Source organism: Paracoccus sp. PAMC 22219 (assembly GCF_000787695.1).
GTDB lineage: Bacteria > Pseudomonadota > Alphaproteobacteria > Rhodobacterales > Rhodobacteraceae > Paracoccus.
This window is the reverse complement of record NZ_BBPH01000107.1, coordinates 1-14,836: the sequence shown is the minus strand read 5'-3', so window position 1 is coordinate 14,836 and position 14,836 is coordinate 1. Positions and strand designations below refer to the sequence as shown.

Sequence of the window (14,836 nt, the reverse complement as noted above, 5' to 3'; positions counted from 1 at the left end):
GGCGCCCGATCTGGACACGCCGGAAAACGCCGCCTTCGTCGCGGCGTACGAGGCGAAATACGGCCATGTGCCCGGCGTCTATGCGATGCAGGGCTATGACGCGGCCCGCCTGATCGACGGCGCGCTGCGCCAGGCGGGCGGCACCGACCGCGACGCGCTGATCGCCGCGCTGAAGGATGCGCCCTTCACCTCTGTCCGCGGCGATTTCAGCTTTGGTCCCAACCACTTCCCGATCCAGGATTTCTACCTGACCACGGTCGTGCAGCGCGAGGACGGCAAGTTTGCCACATCGGTCGTCGAGAAGATCTTCGACGACTATCAGGACAATTACGCCGCCAACTGCCAGATGAACTGAGCCGATGACCAGCCTGTTCCTGCTGCAGTTGCTGAACGGGGTGCAGCTGGGGGTCCTGCTGTTCCTGATCGCCGCCGGGCTGACGCTGGTCTTTGGCATCATGGATTTCGTGAACCTGGCGCATGGCGTGATCTACATGGTCGGCGCCTATCTTGTGGTGATGTTCGCGGGCATGACCGGCAGCTACGGGCTGGGGCTGCTTTTGACGCTGCCCGCGACGCTGGTCATCGGGCTGGTGCTGGAGGCGCTGATCTTTCGCCGCCTCTATGACCGGCCGCATCTGGATCAGGTGCTGGCGACATTCGGGCTGGTCATGGTGGTGACGGAACTGGTCAAGATCATCTGGGGCCAGTCGCCGCTGTCGATCCTGCCGCCCGACGCGCTGTCGGGGTCGGTGCCGCTGGTGGGCGCGCTGCGCTATCCGGTGTTCCGGCTGGTGGTGATCGGGGCGGGGCTGGCCGTGGCCGTGGGCCTGTGGCTGGTCATCACGCGCACCCGTATCGGCATGCAGCTGCGCGCTGGCGCCAGCAACCGCGCGATGGTGGGCGCTTTGGGCGTCGATATCGGGCGGCTGTTCACGGTGATCTTCGCGTTCGGCGCGATGCTGGCGGGGTTCGCGGGGGCGATGGTCGCGCCGATCCTGTCGGTCGATCCGGGCATGGGGGAAAGCGTGCTGATCCTTGCCTTTGTCGTGATCGTCATCGGCGGCATCGGATCGGTCAAGGGTGCGTTTGCGGGGGCGCTGCTGGTGGGCATCGTTGACACCCTGGGCCGCAGCTTTGGCCCGATCATTCTGCGCGCGGTGATGGAGCCGTCCGCCGCCGCCCAGACCGGGCGCGTGCTGGCGCCGATGCTGGTCTATGTGCTGATGGCCGCGATCCTGGCCGCCAGGCCACAGGGCCTGTTCGGAGCGCGCCCATGACCCGCTGGCTGATGCGCCGCCGGGTGGCGGCGTGGCTGATCTTTGGCGGTTTCGCGGCCCTGCCGCTGATCGCGGCGCTGACGGGCGACCCCTATCTGGTGGTGGTGGCGACGCGCATCCTGGCATTCGCCATGGCCGCCTTGGCGCTGGACCTGATCCTGGGCTACGGCGGCATGGTCAGTTTCGGCCACGCGGCCTATCTGGGCATCGGCGCCTATGCCGTCGCGATCCTCAGCCGCGCAGGCATCACCGATCTGGGCGCGCATCTGGGCGCGGCGGTGATCGCAGGCGCGGCCTTCGCGCTGGTGACGGGGGCGATCAGCCTGCGCACGCGGGGCATCTATTTCATCATGATCACGCTGGCCTTTGCGCAGATGGCCTATTTCTTCTTCGTCTCGCTTTCGGCCTATGGCGGCGATGACGGGGTGACGCTGACGACGCGATCGACCGTGCTGGGGCAGGACTGGCTGGCCGACGACCGGGTGCTCTATTACGCGGCGCTGGCGATGCTGCTGGGCCTCTATCTGCTGTGCGTGGCGATCACCGGGTCGCGGTTCGGCCGCGTGCTGACGGGCGCGCGGGAAAACCCGCTGCGGATGCAGGCGGTGGGGTTCACGCCCTTCCGGTTCCAACTGACGGCATTCGTCATCTCGGGCGCGATGACGGCCATCGCGGGGGTGATTTTGGCCAACCAAGCCAGCTTCGTCTCTCCCTCCTACATGAACTGGCACCGGTCGGGGGAGCTGGTGGTGATGGTCGTGCTGGGCGGCATCGGCAATCTGCTGGGTGCCATCGCCGGGGCCACGCTGGCCCTGCTGCTGGAGGAGTGGCTGGCGCTGTTCACCGAACATTGGCGGCTGATCTTTGGCACGCTGCTGATCCTGGTCGTCCTGTTTTCCCGCGACGGGCTGACCGGACTGTTCAAGGGGCGCGGGAAATGAGCCTTCTCTCCGTGCGCGGGTTGCGCAAATCCTATGGCGCGCTGAAGGTCACCGACGATCTGGACCTGGAGGTCACCGAGGGCGAGCTGCACGCCATCATCGGCCCGAACGGGGCGGGCAAATCCACGCTGATCGCGCAGCTGTCGGGGCAGGCGGGGTCGGATGCGGGATCGGTCCGCTTTGCGGGGGCCGAGATGATGGGTCGGCCCATGCCCGCGCGGGTCCGGGCGGGCATGTCGCGCAGCTTCCAGATCACCTCGATCCTGCCGGGCTTCACCGTGCTGCAGAATGTTGCCACCGCGGTGCAGGCGCATTCCGGCAGCAGTTTCCGCTTTTTCGCCCCCGTCGCAAGGGACGCCGACCTGAACGCGCAGGCGCTGGAGGCGCTGTCCCGCGTGGGCCTGGCCGATCGCGCCCAGACCCGCGCGGGCAGCCTGTCGCATGGAGAGAAACGCGCGCTGGAACTGGCCATCGCCCTGGCCACGCGCCCGCGCCTGCTGCTGCTGGACGAGCCCCTGGCCGGGACCAGCGGGGCCGAGGCCGAACGCCTGGTCCAGGTCATGGCGGGCCTCAAGGGGCAGGTGACGCTGGTGCTGATCGAACATGACATGGACGCGGTCTTTGCGCTGGCCGACCGGGTCAGCGTGCTGGTCTATGGAAGGATCATCGCCACCGGCACGCCCGATCAGGTCCGCGCCGATCCTGCCGTGCGCGCGGCCTATCTGGGGGATGCGTGATGCTGGTCGTCGAAGGGCTGCAGGCCGGATACGGAGAGGCGCAGGTCCTGCACGACATCCACCTGTCGGTGGAGGCAGGGCAGGTGGTGACCCTGCTGGGCCGCAACGGCATGGGCAAGACCACGACGATCAGCACCATCTTTGGCCTGTTGCCGGCGCGCGGGGGGCGGGTCAGCGTCGACGGCCACGACCTGACGCGCGCCGCACCGCACCGGGTCGCGCGCGCCGGCTTGGGTCTGGTGCCCGAAGGCCGGCAGGTCTTTCCGACGCTGGACGTGCGGGAAAACCTGCTGGCCACCGCGCGGCCCGGTCCCTGGATGCTGGCCCGCGTGCTGGACCTGTTCCCGCGCCTGGGCGAACGCATGGGCCACAAGGGCAGTCAGCTGTCGGGGGGCGAACAGCAGATGCTGGCCATCGGCCGCGCGCTGATGACCAACCCCCGGCTGGTCGTTCTGGACGAGGCGACCGAAGGGCTGGCCCCCCTGATCCGGGACGAGATCTGGTCCTGCCTGACCCGCCTGAAATCGCAGGGAGAGGCGATCCTGATCGTGGACAAGAACCTGTCCGCGCTGACCCGCTTTGCCGACCGGCATGTGGTGATCGAAAAGGGTCGCACCGTCTGGTCGGGCGACAATGCACAGCTTTTGAACGATCCGGGTGTGGTGGAACGGCATCTGGGCGTCTGATCGGCAGGCAACCCTCTTTACCGGTGTCGTCCGGATGACATATCAAGGGGCCTGATCGGTGGCCGCTGCCGCCGCGTTTTTCATCAGGATCCGAACATGCGTCCGTCGGCGCGAATCGTGACGCTTGGCCTGGCCTTCATGCCGCTGGTGCTGGCCGCTTGCCGCGTCGACGCGGGGGGCGGTGCGGTTGTCCAATGCGCCCCGGCGCAAGGCGTGAACATGGCCCAGGCCGACGCCCTCTGCGACGCACTGCGCGCCGAAGGACCGGACGGGGGGCTGCGCCTGCGGGTGCTGGCGACCGGCCCCGCGACGCTGTCGGCGCAGCTGGACCGCGTGACCGATCAGGGCGACCGGCCCGGCCAGCGGATGGATTTCAACGTCATGGACCGGGATCTGCAGCCCGGCGATTTCACCAGCTTTGCCCGCGACCTGTTGCGTCATGGGTTGCCCGACTAGGAAAGAGCCGCACGCATGTGCCAGATCTGCGCCGACCTTCGCCCCTATGACAAATCCTGCGCGATGTCGGAATTTGCCGGTACCACCGTCGATCTGCTGAGCGCCACGCTGCGCGAGCAGGGCGATGCGCCGTCCGGTCGGAATACCCCCTATCGCATGGCGCCAGGGGACGTGTTCAACGGGACGGTGGGCTATTCCGACGACGAGGACTGGGTGGCCGTCCGGCTGGAGGCCGGCACGACCTATCGGATCGAACTGAACGGCATCAGCCTGTTGGACCCACTGCTGGAGCTGCGCGGCCCTGATGGAGGCTTGGTGGCACGCAACGACGACGGCGGGCCGGGGCTGAACAGCCTGATCACCATCGTACCCACCCAGACAGGCACTTATTTCGTGAACGCGGGCGCCTTTTCGTCGGGCACCGGCAGCTATCAGCTGGTGGTGACCGAGGCGCGCCCCCCGCAGCCCGCCCCGATGGCAGAGCTGGCGACCTATCTGACCCACGGGTTCTGGGGCGGCGCGGGGCAATCCCCGCGGTCGTTCGACACGTCGCGCGACAATATCATCACCTATGATTTCAGCGGGCTGACGCCCCAGGGCAAGGCGCTGGCGCGCGATGCGATGCAGGCCTGGTCCGCGGTCGCGAACCTGCGGTTCGTCGAACAGCGCGGGGATGCCGACATCACCTTTGACGACAACCAGGAAGGCGCATTCGCCCAATCGACGATGATGGGCGGGCGGATCATCCGGTCGTCGATCAATGTCGATACTGACTGGATCCTGCAGGACGGCGGGCGCATCGGCACCTATTCCTTTCAGACCTATGTCCACGAAATCGGCCACGCCCTGGGCCTGGGTCACCAGGGCCCCTACAATGGCAGCGGCACGTTCGCGACCGACGCGCGGTTTCTCAATGACAGTTGGCAGGCCTCGGTGATGTCCTATTTCTCTCAGGACGAGAACCCGAACATCCGTGCCAGCCACGCCTATCTGGCATCGCTGATGCCCGCCGACATCGTCGCCATCCAGCGCATGTACGGTGCCGCGGGCGCGGGGTCGGTGACCGCGGGCAACACCGTCTATGGCGTGGGCCACACCTTGGGGAACAGCTGGCTGGGGCGGGTGTTCTCGACCCAGGACGGGGAACCGCACCTGACCGTCCAGAATGCGCGCGGGGTGGCAATGACCATCTATGACGCGGGCGGCCATGACGTGCTGAACTTCGGCAACGACGGCCAGGCACAGCGGGTCGACCTGCGCCCCGGCGCGGCGTCCGACATCTATGGCCTGCGCGGCAACCTGCAGATCGCCCAGAACACGGTGATCGAGGACTATGTCGCGGGTTCCGGCAATGACGCGGTCCACGGCAATGCTGTCGCCAACGTCCTGCGCGGGATGAACGGCAATGACCGCCTGTCGGGTGGGGCGGGCAACGACACGCTGCATGGCGGCCTTGGGAACGACACCCTGCTGGGGGACGTCGGGGAAGACCGGTTGTTCGGCAATGCCGGCAACGACGTGCTGACCGACCTGCTGGGCAGCAACGCGATGGCGGGCGGGGCGGGAGATGACCGCCTGACCGCGGGGGCGGGTCGCGACAGCCTGTATGGCGACGACGGCAATGACCTGATCCTGGCCGGGGCGGGCGATGACGTGATCCAAGGCGGGGCAGGCTTTGACACGATCCGCGCCGGTGCCGGCAACGACCGGGCCGAGGGCGGCTGGGGCAATGACATCGTCGATGGCGGCTGGGGCAACGACCGACTGTTCGGCCAGCAGGGCAACGACACCATGGTGGGCGGGCTGGGTGCCGATGCGATGGTGGGCGGTCTGGGGGCGGACACGTTCCGGTTCTTTGCCGCCGCCGACAGCACCTTGGCCGCGTCCGACGTGATCGTCGATTTCAACCCGGATCAGGACGTGATCGACCTGCGCGCGCTGAACGTGGAGTTCGTCGGCCGCGGGCCGCTGTCGGGCGATGGGTCGGTGCGGTGGGACCATGCCGACGGCATGACGCGCATTCTGGTCGATGTGGACGGCGACCGCCAACCGGACATGCTGATCCGCCTGAATGGCAGGCTGCACCTGGACGTGGACAACTTCGTGCTGTGAGCGGGCCCCCGCGGGGCTTGCAAATTCCCCGCGGCCGGGTCCATCTGCCAGCCAACATCGATGACAAGGACCGGCCATGGCATATGCACAGACCCTGACCCCCCGCCCCGGGCTAGGCGTTCCCGGAACCGGGGCGCTGATCGTCCTGGCGCTTGGCACAATCGCTGGCGCTGACCCAAGGGACGGCGCAGGGCGCGCTGTTCCTGGTGGGCGGTGCGTTGGGCATGTCGCTGTATCACGCGGCGTTCGGGTTCACCTCGGCGTGGCGGGTATTCATCCTGGACCGCCGGGGCAGGGGCCTCAGGGTCCAGATGCTGCTGCTGGCCATGGCGGTCATGCTGTTCTTTCCGGCGCTGGCATCCGGCACGCTGTTCGGGAACGAGGTGCGTGGCCTGGTCTCTCCGGCCGGGCTGGGGGTGATCGCGGGGGCGTTCATCTTTGGCATCGGCATGCAGCTGGGCGGAGGCTGCGCGTCCGGCACGCTGTTCACCGCCGGGGGCGGCAACGCGCGGATGCTGATCACGCTGGTCTTCTTCATCGTGGGCTCGGTGCTGGGCACGGTCCATTTCGACTGGTGGGCCAGCCTGCCCGCGCTGGAGCCGATCGCCCTGTGGCAGCCGCTTGGCCCTTGGGGCGGGATCGCGCTGTCGCTGGCCATCTTCGGGACGATCGCGCTGGTGACGATGCGGGTCGAACGCAACCGTCACGGCACGCTGGAACAGGCACCAGAGAGCGAGCGTCACGGTATGGCGCGCTGGCTGCGCGGGCCGTGGCCCTTGGTCGGCGGCGCGGTGGCACTTGTGGTGCTGAACTTTCTGACGCTGGCGATCTCGGGACGGCCCTGGGGCATCACCTCGGCCTTTGCGCTGTGGGGGGCCAAGATCGCGCAAGTCATCGGCATCGACCCGACCGCGTGGGGCTACTGGCAGCGTCCCGCCAATGCCGAGGCGCTGCAGTCCAGCGTCTTTTCCGACATCACCTCGGTCATGGATTTCGGCATCATCGCGGGGGCCATGCTGGCCGCGTCGCTGGCGGGCCGCTTCGCGCCGTCGCTGAAGATCCCGCTGCGGTCGGTGATCGCGGCGGTCGTCGGCGGCCTGTTGCTGGGATACGGGGCGCGCATCGCCTATGGCTGCAACATCGGAGCCTATTTCTCGGGGATCGCATCGGGCAGCCTGCATGGCTATCTGTGGGCGGTGGCGGCATTCGCGGGCAACATGCTGGGCGTGGCCCTGCGCCCGTGGTTCTTCATGGAACGCCGCACCAGCCGCGCCGACGGCTGAGATGGACTGGCTGGCCCCTGTCGACGCCTATTGCGAACGCACCGGACCGGAATACTGGTCCGAGCCCATCAACGCGCTGACCAACCTGGCCTTCCTGCTGGCGGCCCTGCTGATGGCCCGCAGGCTGCGGGGACCGGGCATGGCGACGGGGCGGGTGCTGGCCGGGGTGCTGTTCATCATCGGGCTGGGGTCGTGGCTGTTTCACACCCATGCCAACGGGCTGACCGGGCTGATGGACGTGCTGCCGATCCTGGCGTTCATCCTGATCTATGTGTTCGCGGCGACGCGCGACTATTTCGGCGCGCGCCTTGGGTCGCAGCCTTGGTGACGGCAGGGTTCATCCCCTATGCGGCGGTGACGGTGCCGCTGTTCGCGCAGGTGCCGGGGCTGGGATCGTCGGCCAGCTATGCGCCGGTGCCGGTGCTGATCCTGGCCTATGCGGTCCTGCTGCGGAACCCCCTGCCGCAGGTGGCGCAGGGCCTGGCCATCGGCGCGGGCCTGCTGACGCTGTCGCTGACCTTCCGCACGCTGGATCAGGCCAGCTGCGCGGTGCTGCCCATCGGCACGCATTTCATGTGGCACATCCTGAACGCGACCATGCTGGCATGGATGATCGAGGTCTGGCGGCGGCATCGGATCGGTTAGGGGATCTGGTGCACCCGAAGGGATTCGAACCCCTGGCCTCTGCCTTCGGAGGGCAGCGCTCTATCCAGCTGAGCTACGGGTGCACGCGCGGCCTGATTACCCGGCGGGGTCAGGCGACGCAATGGTGAAAATCGATCAGGCCGCGTCCAGCGCGGTGATGATCGGGACAAAGTCCGCGGCCTTCAGGCTGGCGCCGCCCACCAATGCGCCGTTCACATGCGCGATGGCAAAGATCTGGGTCGCGTTGGCGGGCTTGACGCTGCCGCCGTACAGCAGCGCGACATCGGCGCCGTCGGACAGCCGCGCGGACAGGTGGTCGCGCATCAGGGCATGAACCTCGGCGATCTGGTCCAGCGTGGGCGTGCGTCCGGTGCCGATGGCCCAGACCGGTTCATAGGCCAGAACGGTGTTCCGGGCGTTGGCCCCGTCGGGCACGGACCCCGCCAGCTGCGTGGCGATCACGTCCAGGGTGCGGTCCGCATCGCGTTCGGCCTCGGTCTCTCCGACGCAGATGATCGCGGTCAGGCCCGCGGCATGGGCGGCGGCGGCCTTGGCGCGCACCATGGCGTCGGTTTCGCCGTGGTCGGCGCGGCGTTCGGAATGGCCCAGGATCACATGCGCGGCGCCCGCGTCACGCAGCTGGATGGCGGCGATGTCGCCGGTATGGGCGCCCTTGTCACTGTGGTGGCAATCCTGCCCGCCGACCAGGATGTCGCTGGCGCCGACGCGCGCCATCATCGGGTGGATCAGCAGGGCGGGGGGGCAGATCAGGACGTCGCAGGTCGCGCCTTCGGCGGCGGCGGCCATGTCGTCCAGCTGATCCAGCGCGGCCAGATCGCCGTTCATCTTCCAGTTTCCAGCGGCAAGTTTGCGCGGTGCCATGAGGGTCCTCCGTGGGTTCGGGACAGGCTTAGCCAGCGTCCCGCCCCCGCGCAAGGCTCAGCTCTGCGCGCGGCTGCCCTCCAGCGGGGCAAAGTTCACCGACTCTCCGCAGCCGCAGCTGTCGGTGACGTTGGGGTTGCGGAACCGGAAGCCCTGTTCCAGCAGGCCGGTCTCATAGTCGATCTGGGTGCCGAACAGGAACATCTGCGCCATGGGCGCGATGATGACGCGCGCGCCGTCCAGTTCGACCACCTCTTCGTTCGCGGTGGGGGTCTGGGCCAGCTCCATCGTGTATTCCATGCCCGCGCAGCCGCCCTTCTTCAGGCCGATCCGCAAGCCATAGGCGTTCTTGCCCGCCATCAGCTGCGCGATCCGGGCGGCGGCGGCGGGGGTGATGGTCACGGGAGGGGTGCCGGGCATGGCGAACATGGCGAGATCCTTTCGGGCTTGGCATCAAGATAGTCATCCGGGGGGTGCCGGTTCAAGACCGCCCCCCGGTCGGCAATCACATGAAGCCCAGTTCCAGGCGCGCCTCGTCCGACATCATGTCCATGCCCCATTGCGGCTGGAACGTCATCTCGACGTCGACCTGCTTGACGCCGGGCACGGCCTCGACCGCATCGGCGACCCATCCCGGCATCTCTCCGGCGACGGGACAGCCGGGGGCGGTCAGGGTCATGATCACCCGAACCTCGGACGCGTCATTGATCTCGACCGTGTAGATCAGGCCCAGATCATGGATGTTGACCGGGATTTCCGGGTCATAGACGGTCTTGCAGGCCTCGACGATCGGCTCGTACAGCGGATGGTCGGTACTCGAGGGCGCGATCAGGGGCGCGCCTTCCATCAGGGGTTCGGTCATCGGATCATCCTTCAATTCCGACCGATTATATAGGGCACGCCAGGCCTGCGGTCCAGTGGGCGGCCCACATTGCGCCGGGCGGGGGGCGGCGCTACAAGCGCCCGGTTCCAAAGGCTCGGGCGGCACCATGACCACGCGTTTCAACTTTTCCCTTCAGGCGACCGACGGCGCGGCGCGCACGGGCGTCATCGACACGCCGCGCGGCCAGATCCGCACCCCGGCCTTCATGCCGGTGGGCACGGCGGCGACGGTCAAGGCGATGCTGCCCGAAAGCGTGGCGGCCACGGGCGCCGACATCCTGCTGGGTAATACCTATCACCTGATGCTGCGCCCCGGTGCGGAACGCGTCGCGCGGATGGGCGGGCTGCACCGGTTCATGAACTGGCAGAAACCGATCCTGACCGACAGCGGCGGGTTCCAGGTGATGTCGCTGGCGGGCCTGCGCAAGCTGACCGAGGACGGCGTGACGTTTTCCAGCCACGTGGACGGGTCCAAGCATTTCCTGTCGCCCGAAACCAGCATGCAGATCCAGAAGCTGCTGGGCAGCGACATCGTGATGTGTTTCGACGAATGCCCCGCGCTGCCTGCGACGGACGATGCGGTGGCGGCCTCCATGCGGCTGTCGATGCGGTGGGCGCAGCGGTCGCGCGACGCCTTCGGCGACCGACCGGGGCACGCGCTGTTCGGCATCATGCAGGGCGGCGTGACGCGCGAGCTGCGCGAGGAGAGCGCGCAGGCGCTGCAGGCGATCGGCTTTGACGGATACGCGGTCGGCGGCCTGGCCGTGGGCGAGGGGCAGGAGGCGATGTTCGGCGTGCTGGACTATGCCCCCGGTTTCCTGCCGGTGGACAAGCCGCGATACCTGATGGGCGTGGGCAAGCCCGACGACATCGTGGGCGCGGTCCAGCGGGGCATCGACATGATGGATTGCGTGCTGCCGTCGCGGTCCGGGCGGACGGGCCAGGCCTGGACCCCGCGCGGCCAGGTCAACATCAAGAACGCCCGCCATCAGGACGACCCGCGCCCGTTGGACGAGGATTGCACCTGTCCCTGCTGCACGGGCTATTCCCGCGCCTATCTGCACCACGTCTTCCGCGCCAAGGAGATGATCAGCGGCATGCTGCTGACCTGGCACAATCTGCATTACTATCAGCAACTGATGGCGGGCCTGCGGGATGCGATCGCTGTGGGGCGGCTGGACGCGTTTGTGGCCGACTTCCACGCACGGCGGGCAGAAGGCGATATCGACCCTGCGTGACGCCGCGGCTTTGGAAGGATTTTCCCCATCCGGGTCTTGGCGCGGGCGGGCGGGGCCGCTATCTTGGGGATGTTCTCAGGGCGGGGTGCAATTCCCCACCGGCGGTCACAGCCCGCGAGCGCCCCTTGCCTTGGCAGGGGGGTCAGCAGATCCGGTGAAATTCCGGGGCCGACGGTATAGTCCGGATGGAAGAGAACCGCCCTGTGCGCCACCCCGGCGCATGTGGTGGTATGCCTTGGGGGCCTGACGCAAATTACGTAAGGTTCCTGAAAGATGACCAAATCCCCCCGTATCGCCTTCATTAAGGCACGCTGGCACGCCGATGTCGTGGACCGCGCGCATGAAGGTTTCCTGACGCAAGCCGCCGGCCTGATGCCCGGCGCCAGATCGAGGCCTGGGACGTGCCCGGCGCGTTCGAGATGCCGCAGCTGGCCAAGAAGCTGGCCCTGACCGGCAAGTACGACGCCGTGGTCGCCGCCGCCCTGGTGGTCGATGGCGGCATCTATCGCCATGATTTCGTCGCGGGTGCCGTGGTGACCGGCCTGATGCAGGCCGGCATGGACACGGGCGTGCCGGTGTTCTCCGTCTCGCTGACGCCCCACAACTATCAAGAGACCGAGCTGCTGACCGGTTTCTATCGCGAGCATTTCGTGAAGAAGGGCGCCGAGGCCGCCCATGCTGTCGCCCAGATGCTGGCGGTCGAGGGGCGTCTGGCCCGACTGGATCAGGCCGACGCGGCCTGATCCATCCGCAGGCGGTGCCGCGACAGCAGCATCGCCTGTGTTTCTGTCAATTCGCGGTCGCGATGCGTGGCGTCCCAGCCCAGTGTCGCGGCGCACAGGTCGGCAATGCGGGCCAGATCGCGCCCTGACAGATGGCCGGTGACGGCCAGCGCGGTGCGGCGCATGACCAGATCGGCCAGCGTGCCGATCTGTTCGTGGCGGATGATCCAGTCCAGTTCCTGTTCGCTGTGGTCGCTGTCGGCCAGCATTCTGGGGGATGCGCCCTCGGACTCCAGTATGGGTGCGGCGGTCGTGCCATAGCGCGCCAGAAGATGGCGCGCGCGGGCGGGCGCGGCGAGGGTGCGCTGTGCCGCGTCGTCGCTCCACGCGCCCGCATCGGCCGGGTAATCGCGGCCACCGCCGATGGGCAGCCTGTCGGTGGCGGTGCGGCGGGACGCGTTCAGGCGCGCCAGAAGATCGTCGGCGACCTCCTCGGCAAAGCCGCGGAAGGTGGTCCATTTGCCCCCCACCAGCGCGATGATCGGCCAGCGGCGCGTGCCATCGGGTGCGATTTCCAGTGCGGAATGGTCGCGGCTGATCAGGCCGGGATTGGCCGCGTCCGAGGCGGGCAGAGGGCGGATGCCGGAATAGGCATAGACGATCTGGCTTTCGTCGAAATGCAGCCCCGGCAGCAGGCCGCGCAGCGCGTCCAAGAAATACGCGATCTCTGTCTCGTCGCAGAACACGGTGTCGGGGTCGTCGGCGCGGATGTCGGTGGAGCCGACCAGCGCGCGGTCCAGATAGGGGAAGACCAGGCAGATGCGCCCGTCATCGGCCTCGAAATAGATCATCCGGCCTTTCAGTGCGGCCAGCAGGTCGGGGTGGTCCAGCAGGATATGCGAGCCCTTGGTCCCGCCGATCATCTGCGACGGGGCGCCCAGCATGGCGTTCACGCGGTCGATCCAAGGTCCCGCAGCGTTCACGACGATGCGCGGGCGCAGGGACATCGGACCCCGGGGGCCGTCCAGCCGGATCACGTCGCCGTCGGTCCCGGTCAGCGTGGTGTGGTTCAGCGCGCGGGCGGCGGGATTGGCGCGCAGCCCGTCCGCGACCAGCTCCCACACCAGCCGTTCGGGCAGGGTGACGGCGGCGTCATAATACTGGCCCGCCGCCTTGATGCGCGGGGTCAGGGGGGGGATCTCGCGCAAGGCGCGGGTGCGCGACCACAGCTGGTGGCGCGGCATCACCCGGTGGCGGCGGCCATAGAAATCGTACATCGCCAGCCCGGCCTTCATCAGCACCGCGCCGCGGCTGCGCGGAGCGGTCGTGGACCCCATCAGCGTGCGCAGCGCAGGCCCGATGCCGCGCAGCCACGAGAAGATCGGGATGACCGTGGGCAGCGGCTTGACCAGATGGGGCGCGTTCTTCAGCAGCAGGTTGCGCTCCAGCGTGGACTGGGCGACCAGGCGCAATTCGCCGGTTTCCAGGTACTTGATGCCGCCGTGGATCAGACGCGACGGCGCGGCCGAGGTGCCGCCGCCGTAATCGGCCTTGTCCACGATGACCACGTTGATGCCCTGTTCGCACAGGTCGCGAAACAGGCCCGCGCCGTTGATGCCCGCGCCCAGGATCAGCACGTCGATGTCTTGGGTCATGGGATGTCCTGCAGAGCCTCGATCCGCGGCCAGAGAGGCGCCATGGCTGCGGCGATGTCGGTGAAGACCCCATAGCGGCGCGCCATGTCGGCGGCGCGTGCGGGGTCGGGGTGATGGGTGCGGCCGATCGCGGCCATGTCGCGGGGATCGTGGCGCGGCGAGGCGAAGATGCCGACACCGGCGCCCGCGCACAGCGCCGCGCCCCAAGCGGCGGCCTCCTCGGTCGCGCCGACGGTCACGGGCATGTCCAGCACATCCGCGAACAGCTGCGCAAAGACCGGCGCGCGAGAGATGCCGCCGGTCAGGCGCGCCGCGGTGGGGCGGAACCCGTCGCGCAGGGCGTCGACATGGTGGCGGTGGTTGAAGGCGATGCCCTCGATCACGGCGCGCAGCATGTCGCCGCGGTCCTGCCAGCCGCGCAGGCCGAAGAACGCGGCGCTGGCCTGCGGCCCGTGGGGTGATCCGAACAGGTAGGGGTGAAACAGCGCGCTGGAGGGGCGGGCCAGGGCGGCCTCGATTTCCGGGATGACCCGCAGATGCGCGGGTTGATCGCCCCCCTCCCGGCACAGGCTGTCCAGGAACCAGTCGTAGTTCGCCGCCGATGCCGGAGAGATCGACATGGCGTTCCATTCGCCCCGCGCGATGCCGTTGCGGCAGAACCAGCGCGGATCGGACAGGGGGCGGTCGGTGACGGTTTCGTTGATCGAATAGGTGCCGGCGACGATGGCGACGGTGCCTTGACCATAGCCGCCCGACCCCAGGGCCGACGCGGTCACGTCATGCAGACCCGCCACAACCGGTGTGCCGACGGCCAGGCCCGTCAGCGCGGCGGCGTCCGCGGTCACATGGCCCACGACCTGATCGGGCAGGGCGATGTCGGGCAAGGGCAGGCCCGCCAGCCCGAAGATGTCGGGGATATCGGAGGCGTGGCCTTGGGTCGCGACGTCGGTGAAGGAGGTGCTGGCCTCGGTCAGGTCGGTGCCGATGCGGGCGGTCAGGCAGCAGGTCAGCCAGTCCTTGCAGGCCAGCACATGACCGATCGCGGCAAAGCGCGCCGGGTCGTGGTCGCGCAACCACGCCAGGATCGCGGACGGCGCCGAGGCATGGGGCATCTGCCCCGTCCGGCGCAGCGCCAGGTCGGCGGTACCGTCGGCCCGCCAGCGATCGGCGACCCCGCCCGCGCGGCTGTCCAGCGACAGGATGCCGGGGCCAAGCGGCGCGCCCGCCCGGTCCAGCAGATACAGCCCGTCGCCATGCGCGGTCGCGGCGACGGCGCCGATGTCGCGCGCCGGCGGCCGCAGGCGGCGATGGCCTCGGCCA

Annotated in this window: 14 protein-coding genes, 1 tRNA gene, 2 pseudogenes and 1 riboswitch; of the genes and pseudogenes, 11 read left to right on the top strand and 6 right to left on the bottom strand. The window is 68.4% G+C overall.

The window, feature by feature from the left end; translation table 11 throughout:
* From TY51_RS12560 to TY51_RS12520, 9 genes and pseudogenes are all read left to right on the top strand, one after another.
* Window positions 1-355: ABC transporter substrate-binding protein (locus tag TY51_RS12560; protein ID WP_042250053.1), on the top strand; the 355-nt coding region annotated here is incomplete at its 5' end.
* A gap of 4 nt (window positions 356-359) precedes the next feature.
* The gene (locus TY51_RS12555) at window positions 360-1,277 is read left to right on the top strand and encodes a branched-chain amino acid ABC transporter permease (protein WP_042250052.1); all 918 of its coding nucleotides are present in this window, start codon (window positions 360-362) and stop codon (window positions 1,275-1,277) included.
* Entirely contained in the window at window positions 1,274-2,218 is a 945-nt protein-coding gene (locus tag TY51_RS12550; RefSeq protein WP_042250051.1) for a branched-chain amino acid ABC transporter permease, read from the top strand. Before TY51_RS12555 ends, TY51_RS12550 begins: the two co-directional genes overlap by 4 nt.
* Window positions 2,215-2,955: an ABC transporter ATP-binding protein gene (locus TY51_RS12545; protein WP_042250050.1), complete on the top strand. Its 741-nt coding sequence runs from the start codon at window positions 2,215-2,217 to the stop codon at window positions 2,953-2,955. The genes TY51_RS12550 and TY51_RS12545 overlap by 4 nt, the downstream gene beginning before the upstream one ends.
* Window positions 2,955-3,641, top strand: coding sequence for an ABC transporter ATP-binding protein (locus TY51_RS12540; protein ID WP_042250049.1), 687 nt, complete (start codon window positions 2,955-2,957; stop codon window positions 3,639-3,641). The genes TY51_RS12545 and TY51_RS12540 overlap by 1 nt, the downstream gene beginning before the upstream one ends.
* Before the next feature lie 96 nt (window positions 3,642-3,737).
* Window positions 3,738-4,097, top strand: a complete 360-nt coding sequence (locus tag TY51_RS12535; protein ID WP_042250048.1) for a hypothetical protein — start codon at window positions 3,738-3,740, stop codon at window positions 4,095-4,097.
* A gap of 15 nt (window positions 4,098-4,112) precedes the next feature.
* Window positions 4,113-6,209, top strand: a complete 2,097-nt coding sequence (locus tag TY51_RS12530; RefSeq protein WP_052650145.1) for a M10 family metallopeptidase C-terminal domain-containing protein — start codon at window positions 4,113-4,115, stop codon at window positions 6,207-6,209.
* A gap of 152 nt (window positions 6,210-6,361) precedes the next feature.
* A complete protein-coding gene (locus TY51_RS12525) occupies window positions 6,362-7,492 on the top strand; it encodes a YeeE/YedE family protein (protein WP_197054759.1) in 1,131 nt (376 codons plus the stop codon).
* 1 nt (window position 7,493) lies between these two features.
* A pseudogene (locus tag TY51_RS12520) lies at window positions 7,494-8,137 on the top strand (ceramidase domain-containing protein).
* 6 nt (window positions 8,138-8,143) lie between these two features.
* On the opposite strand, the gene TY51_RS12515 reads toward TY51_RS12520, so the two are convergent.
* The 4 genes from TY51_RS12515 to TY51_RS12500 form a co-directional block, all read right to left on the bottom strand.
* Window positions 8,144-8,220: transfer RNA gene (locus TY51_RS12515), tRNA-Arg, on the bottom strand.
* A 52-nt stretch (window positions 8,221-8,272) separates the two neighbouring features.
* Entirely contained in the window at window positions 8,273-9,019 is a 747-nt protein-coding gene (tpiA, locus tag TY51_RS12510; RefSeq protein WP_042250047.1) for a triose-phosphate isomerase, read from the bottom strand.
* A 57-nt stretch (window positions 9,020-9,076) separates the two neighbouring features.
* Complete coding sequence (locus TY51_RS12505; protein ID WP_042250046.1) at window positions 9,077-9,448, bottom strand: iron-sulfur cluster assembly accessory protein; 372 nt, start codon at window positions 9,446-9,448, stop codon at window positions 9,077-9,079.
* A 76-nt stretch (window positions 9,449-9,524) separates the two neighbouring features.
* Window positions 9,525-9,881, bottom strand: a complete 357-nt coding sequence (locus TY51_RS12500) for an SUF system Fe-S cluster assembly protein (protein WP_042250045.1) — start codon at window positions 9,879-9,881, stop codon at window positions 9,525-9,527.
* Between the two features lie 127 nt (window positions 9,882-10,008).
* On the opposite strand from TY51_RS12500, the gene tgt reads away from it, so the two are divergent.
* Together tgt and TY51_RS12490 are read left to right on the top strand one after the other, a co-directional pair.
* Window positions 10,009-11,139 carry a tRNA guanosine(34) transglycosylase Tgt gene (gene tgt, locus TY51_RS12495; protein WP_042250044.1) on the top strand — a complete coding sequence of 377 codons (1,131 nt, stop codon included), beginning with the start codon at window positions 10,009-10,011 and terminating at the stop codon, window positions 11,137-11,139.
* A gap of 67 nt (window positions 11,140-11,206) precedes the next feature.
* A riboswitch (FMN riboswitch) is annotated at window positions 11,207-11,340 on the top strand.
* 72 nt (window positions 11,341-11,412) lie between these two features.
* Window positions 11,413-11,882: pseudogene (locus tag TY51_RS12490) on the top strand (6,7-dimethyl-8-ribityllumazine synthase).
* Here TY51_RS12490 and TY51_RS12485 read toward each other — a convergent pair.
* Together TY51_RS12485 and TY51_RS12480 are read right to left on the bottom strand one after the other, a co-directional pair.
* Window positions 11,864-13,516 (bottom strand): glycerol-3-phosphate dehydrogenase/oxidase, encoded by a 1,653-nt coding sequence (locus tag TY51_RS12485; RefSeq protein WP_042250043.1) that lies wholly within the window; start codon window positions 13,514-13,516, stop codon window positions 11,864-11,866. The pseudogene TY51_RS12490 and the gene TY51_RS12485 sit on opposite strands and share 19 nt — an antisense overlap.
* A partial coding sequence (locus TY51_RS12480; RefSeq protein WP_042250042.1) for an FGGY-family carbohydrate kinase occupies window positions 13,513-14,836 on the bottom strand: 1,324 nt, incomplete at its 5' end. The genes TY51_RS12485 and TY51_RS12480, both read right to left, overlap by 4 nt.

What these genes read in the sequence shown, in the direction of transcription:
- TY51_RS12555 (WP_042250052.1), top strand. Translation starts at nt 360, where the DNA reads ATGACCAGCCTGTTCCTGCTGCAGTTGCTGAACGGGGTGCAGCTGGGG.
- TY51_RS12550 (WP_042250051.1), top strand. Translation starts at nt 1,274, where the DNA reads ATGACCCGCTGGCTGATGCGCCGCCGGGTGGCGGCGTGGCTGATCTTT.
- TY51_RS12545 (WP_042250050.1), top strand. Translation starts at nt 2,215, where the DNA reads ATGAGCCTTCTCTCCGTGCGCGGGTTGCGCAAATCCTATGGCGCGCTG.
- TY51_RS12540 (WP_042250049.1), top strand. Translation starts at nt 2,955, where the DNA reads ATGCTGGTCGTCGAAGGGCTGCAGGCCGGATACGGAGAGGCGCAGGTC.
- TY51_RS12535 (WP_042250048.1), top strand. Translation starts at nt 3,738, where the DNA reads ATGCGTCCGTCGGCGCGAATCGTGACGCTTGGCCTGGCCTTCATGCCG.
- TY51_RS12530 (WP_052650145.1), top strand. Translation starts at nt 4,113, where the DNA reads ATGTGCCAGATCTGCGCCGACCTTCGCCCCTATGACAAATCCTGCGCG.
- tpiA (WP_042250047.1), bottom strand. Translation starts at nt 9,019, where the DNA reads ATGGCACCGCGCAAACTTGCCGCTGGAAACTGGAAGATGAACGGCGAT.
- TY51_RS12505 (WP_042250046.1), bottom strand. Translation starts at nt 9,448, where the DNA reads ATGTTCGCCATGCCCGGCACCCCTCCCGTGACCATCACCCCCGCCGCC.
- TY51_RS12500 (WP_042250045.1), bottom strand. Translation starts at nt 9,881, where the DNA reads ATGACCGAACCCCTGATGGAAGGCGCGCCCCTGATCGCGCCCTCGAGT.
- tgt (WP_042250044.1), top strand. Translation starts at nt 10,009, where the DNA reads ATGACCACGCGTTTCAACTTTTCCCTTCAGGCGACCGACGGCGCGGCG.
- TY51_RS12485 (WP_042250043.1), bottom strand. Translation starts at nt 13,516, where the DNA reads ATGACCCAAGACATCGACGTGCTGATCCTGGGCGCGGGCATCAACGGC.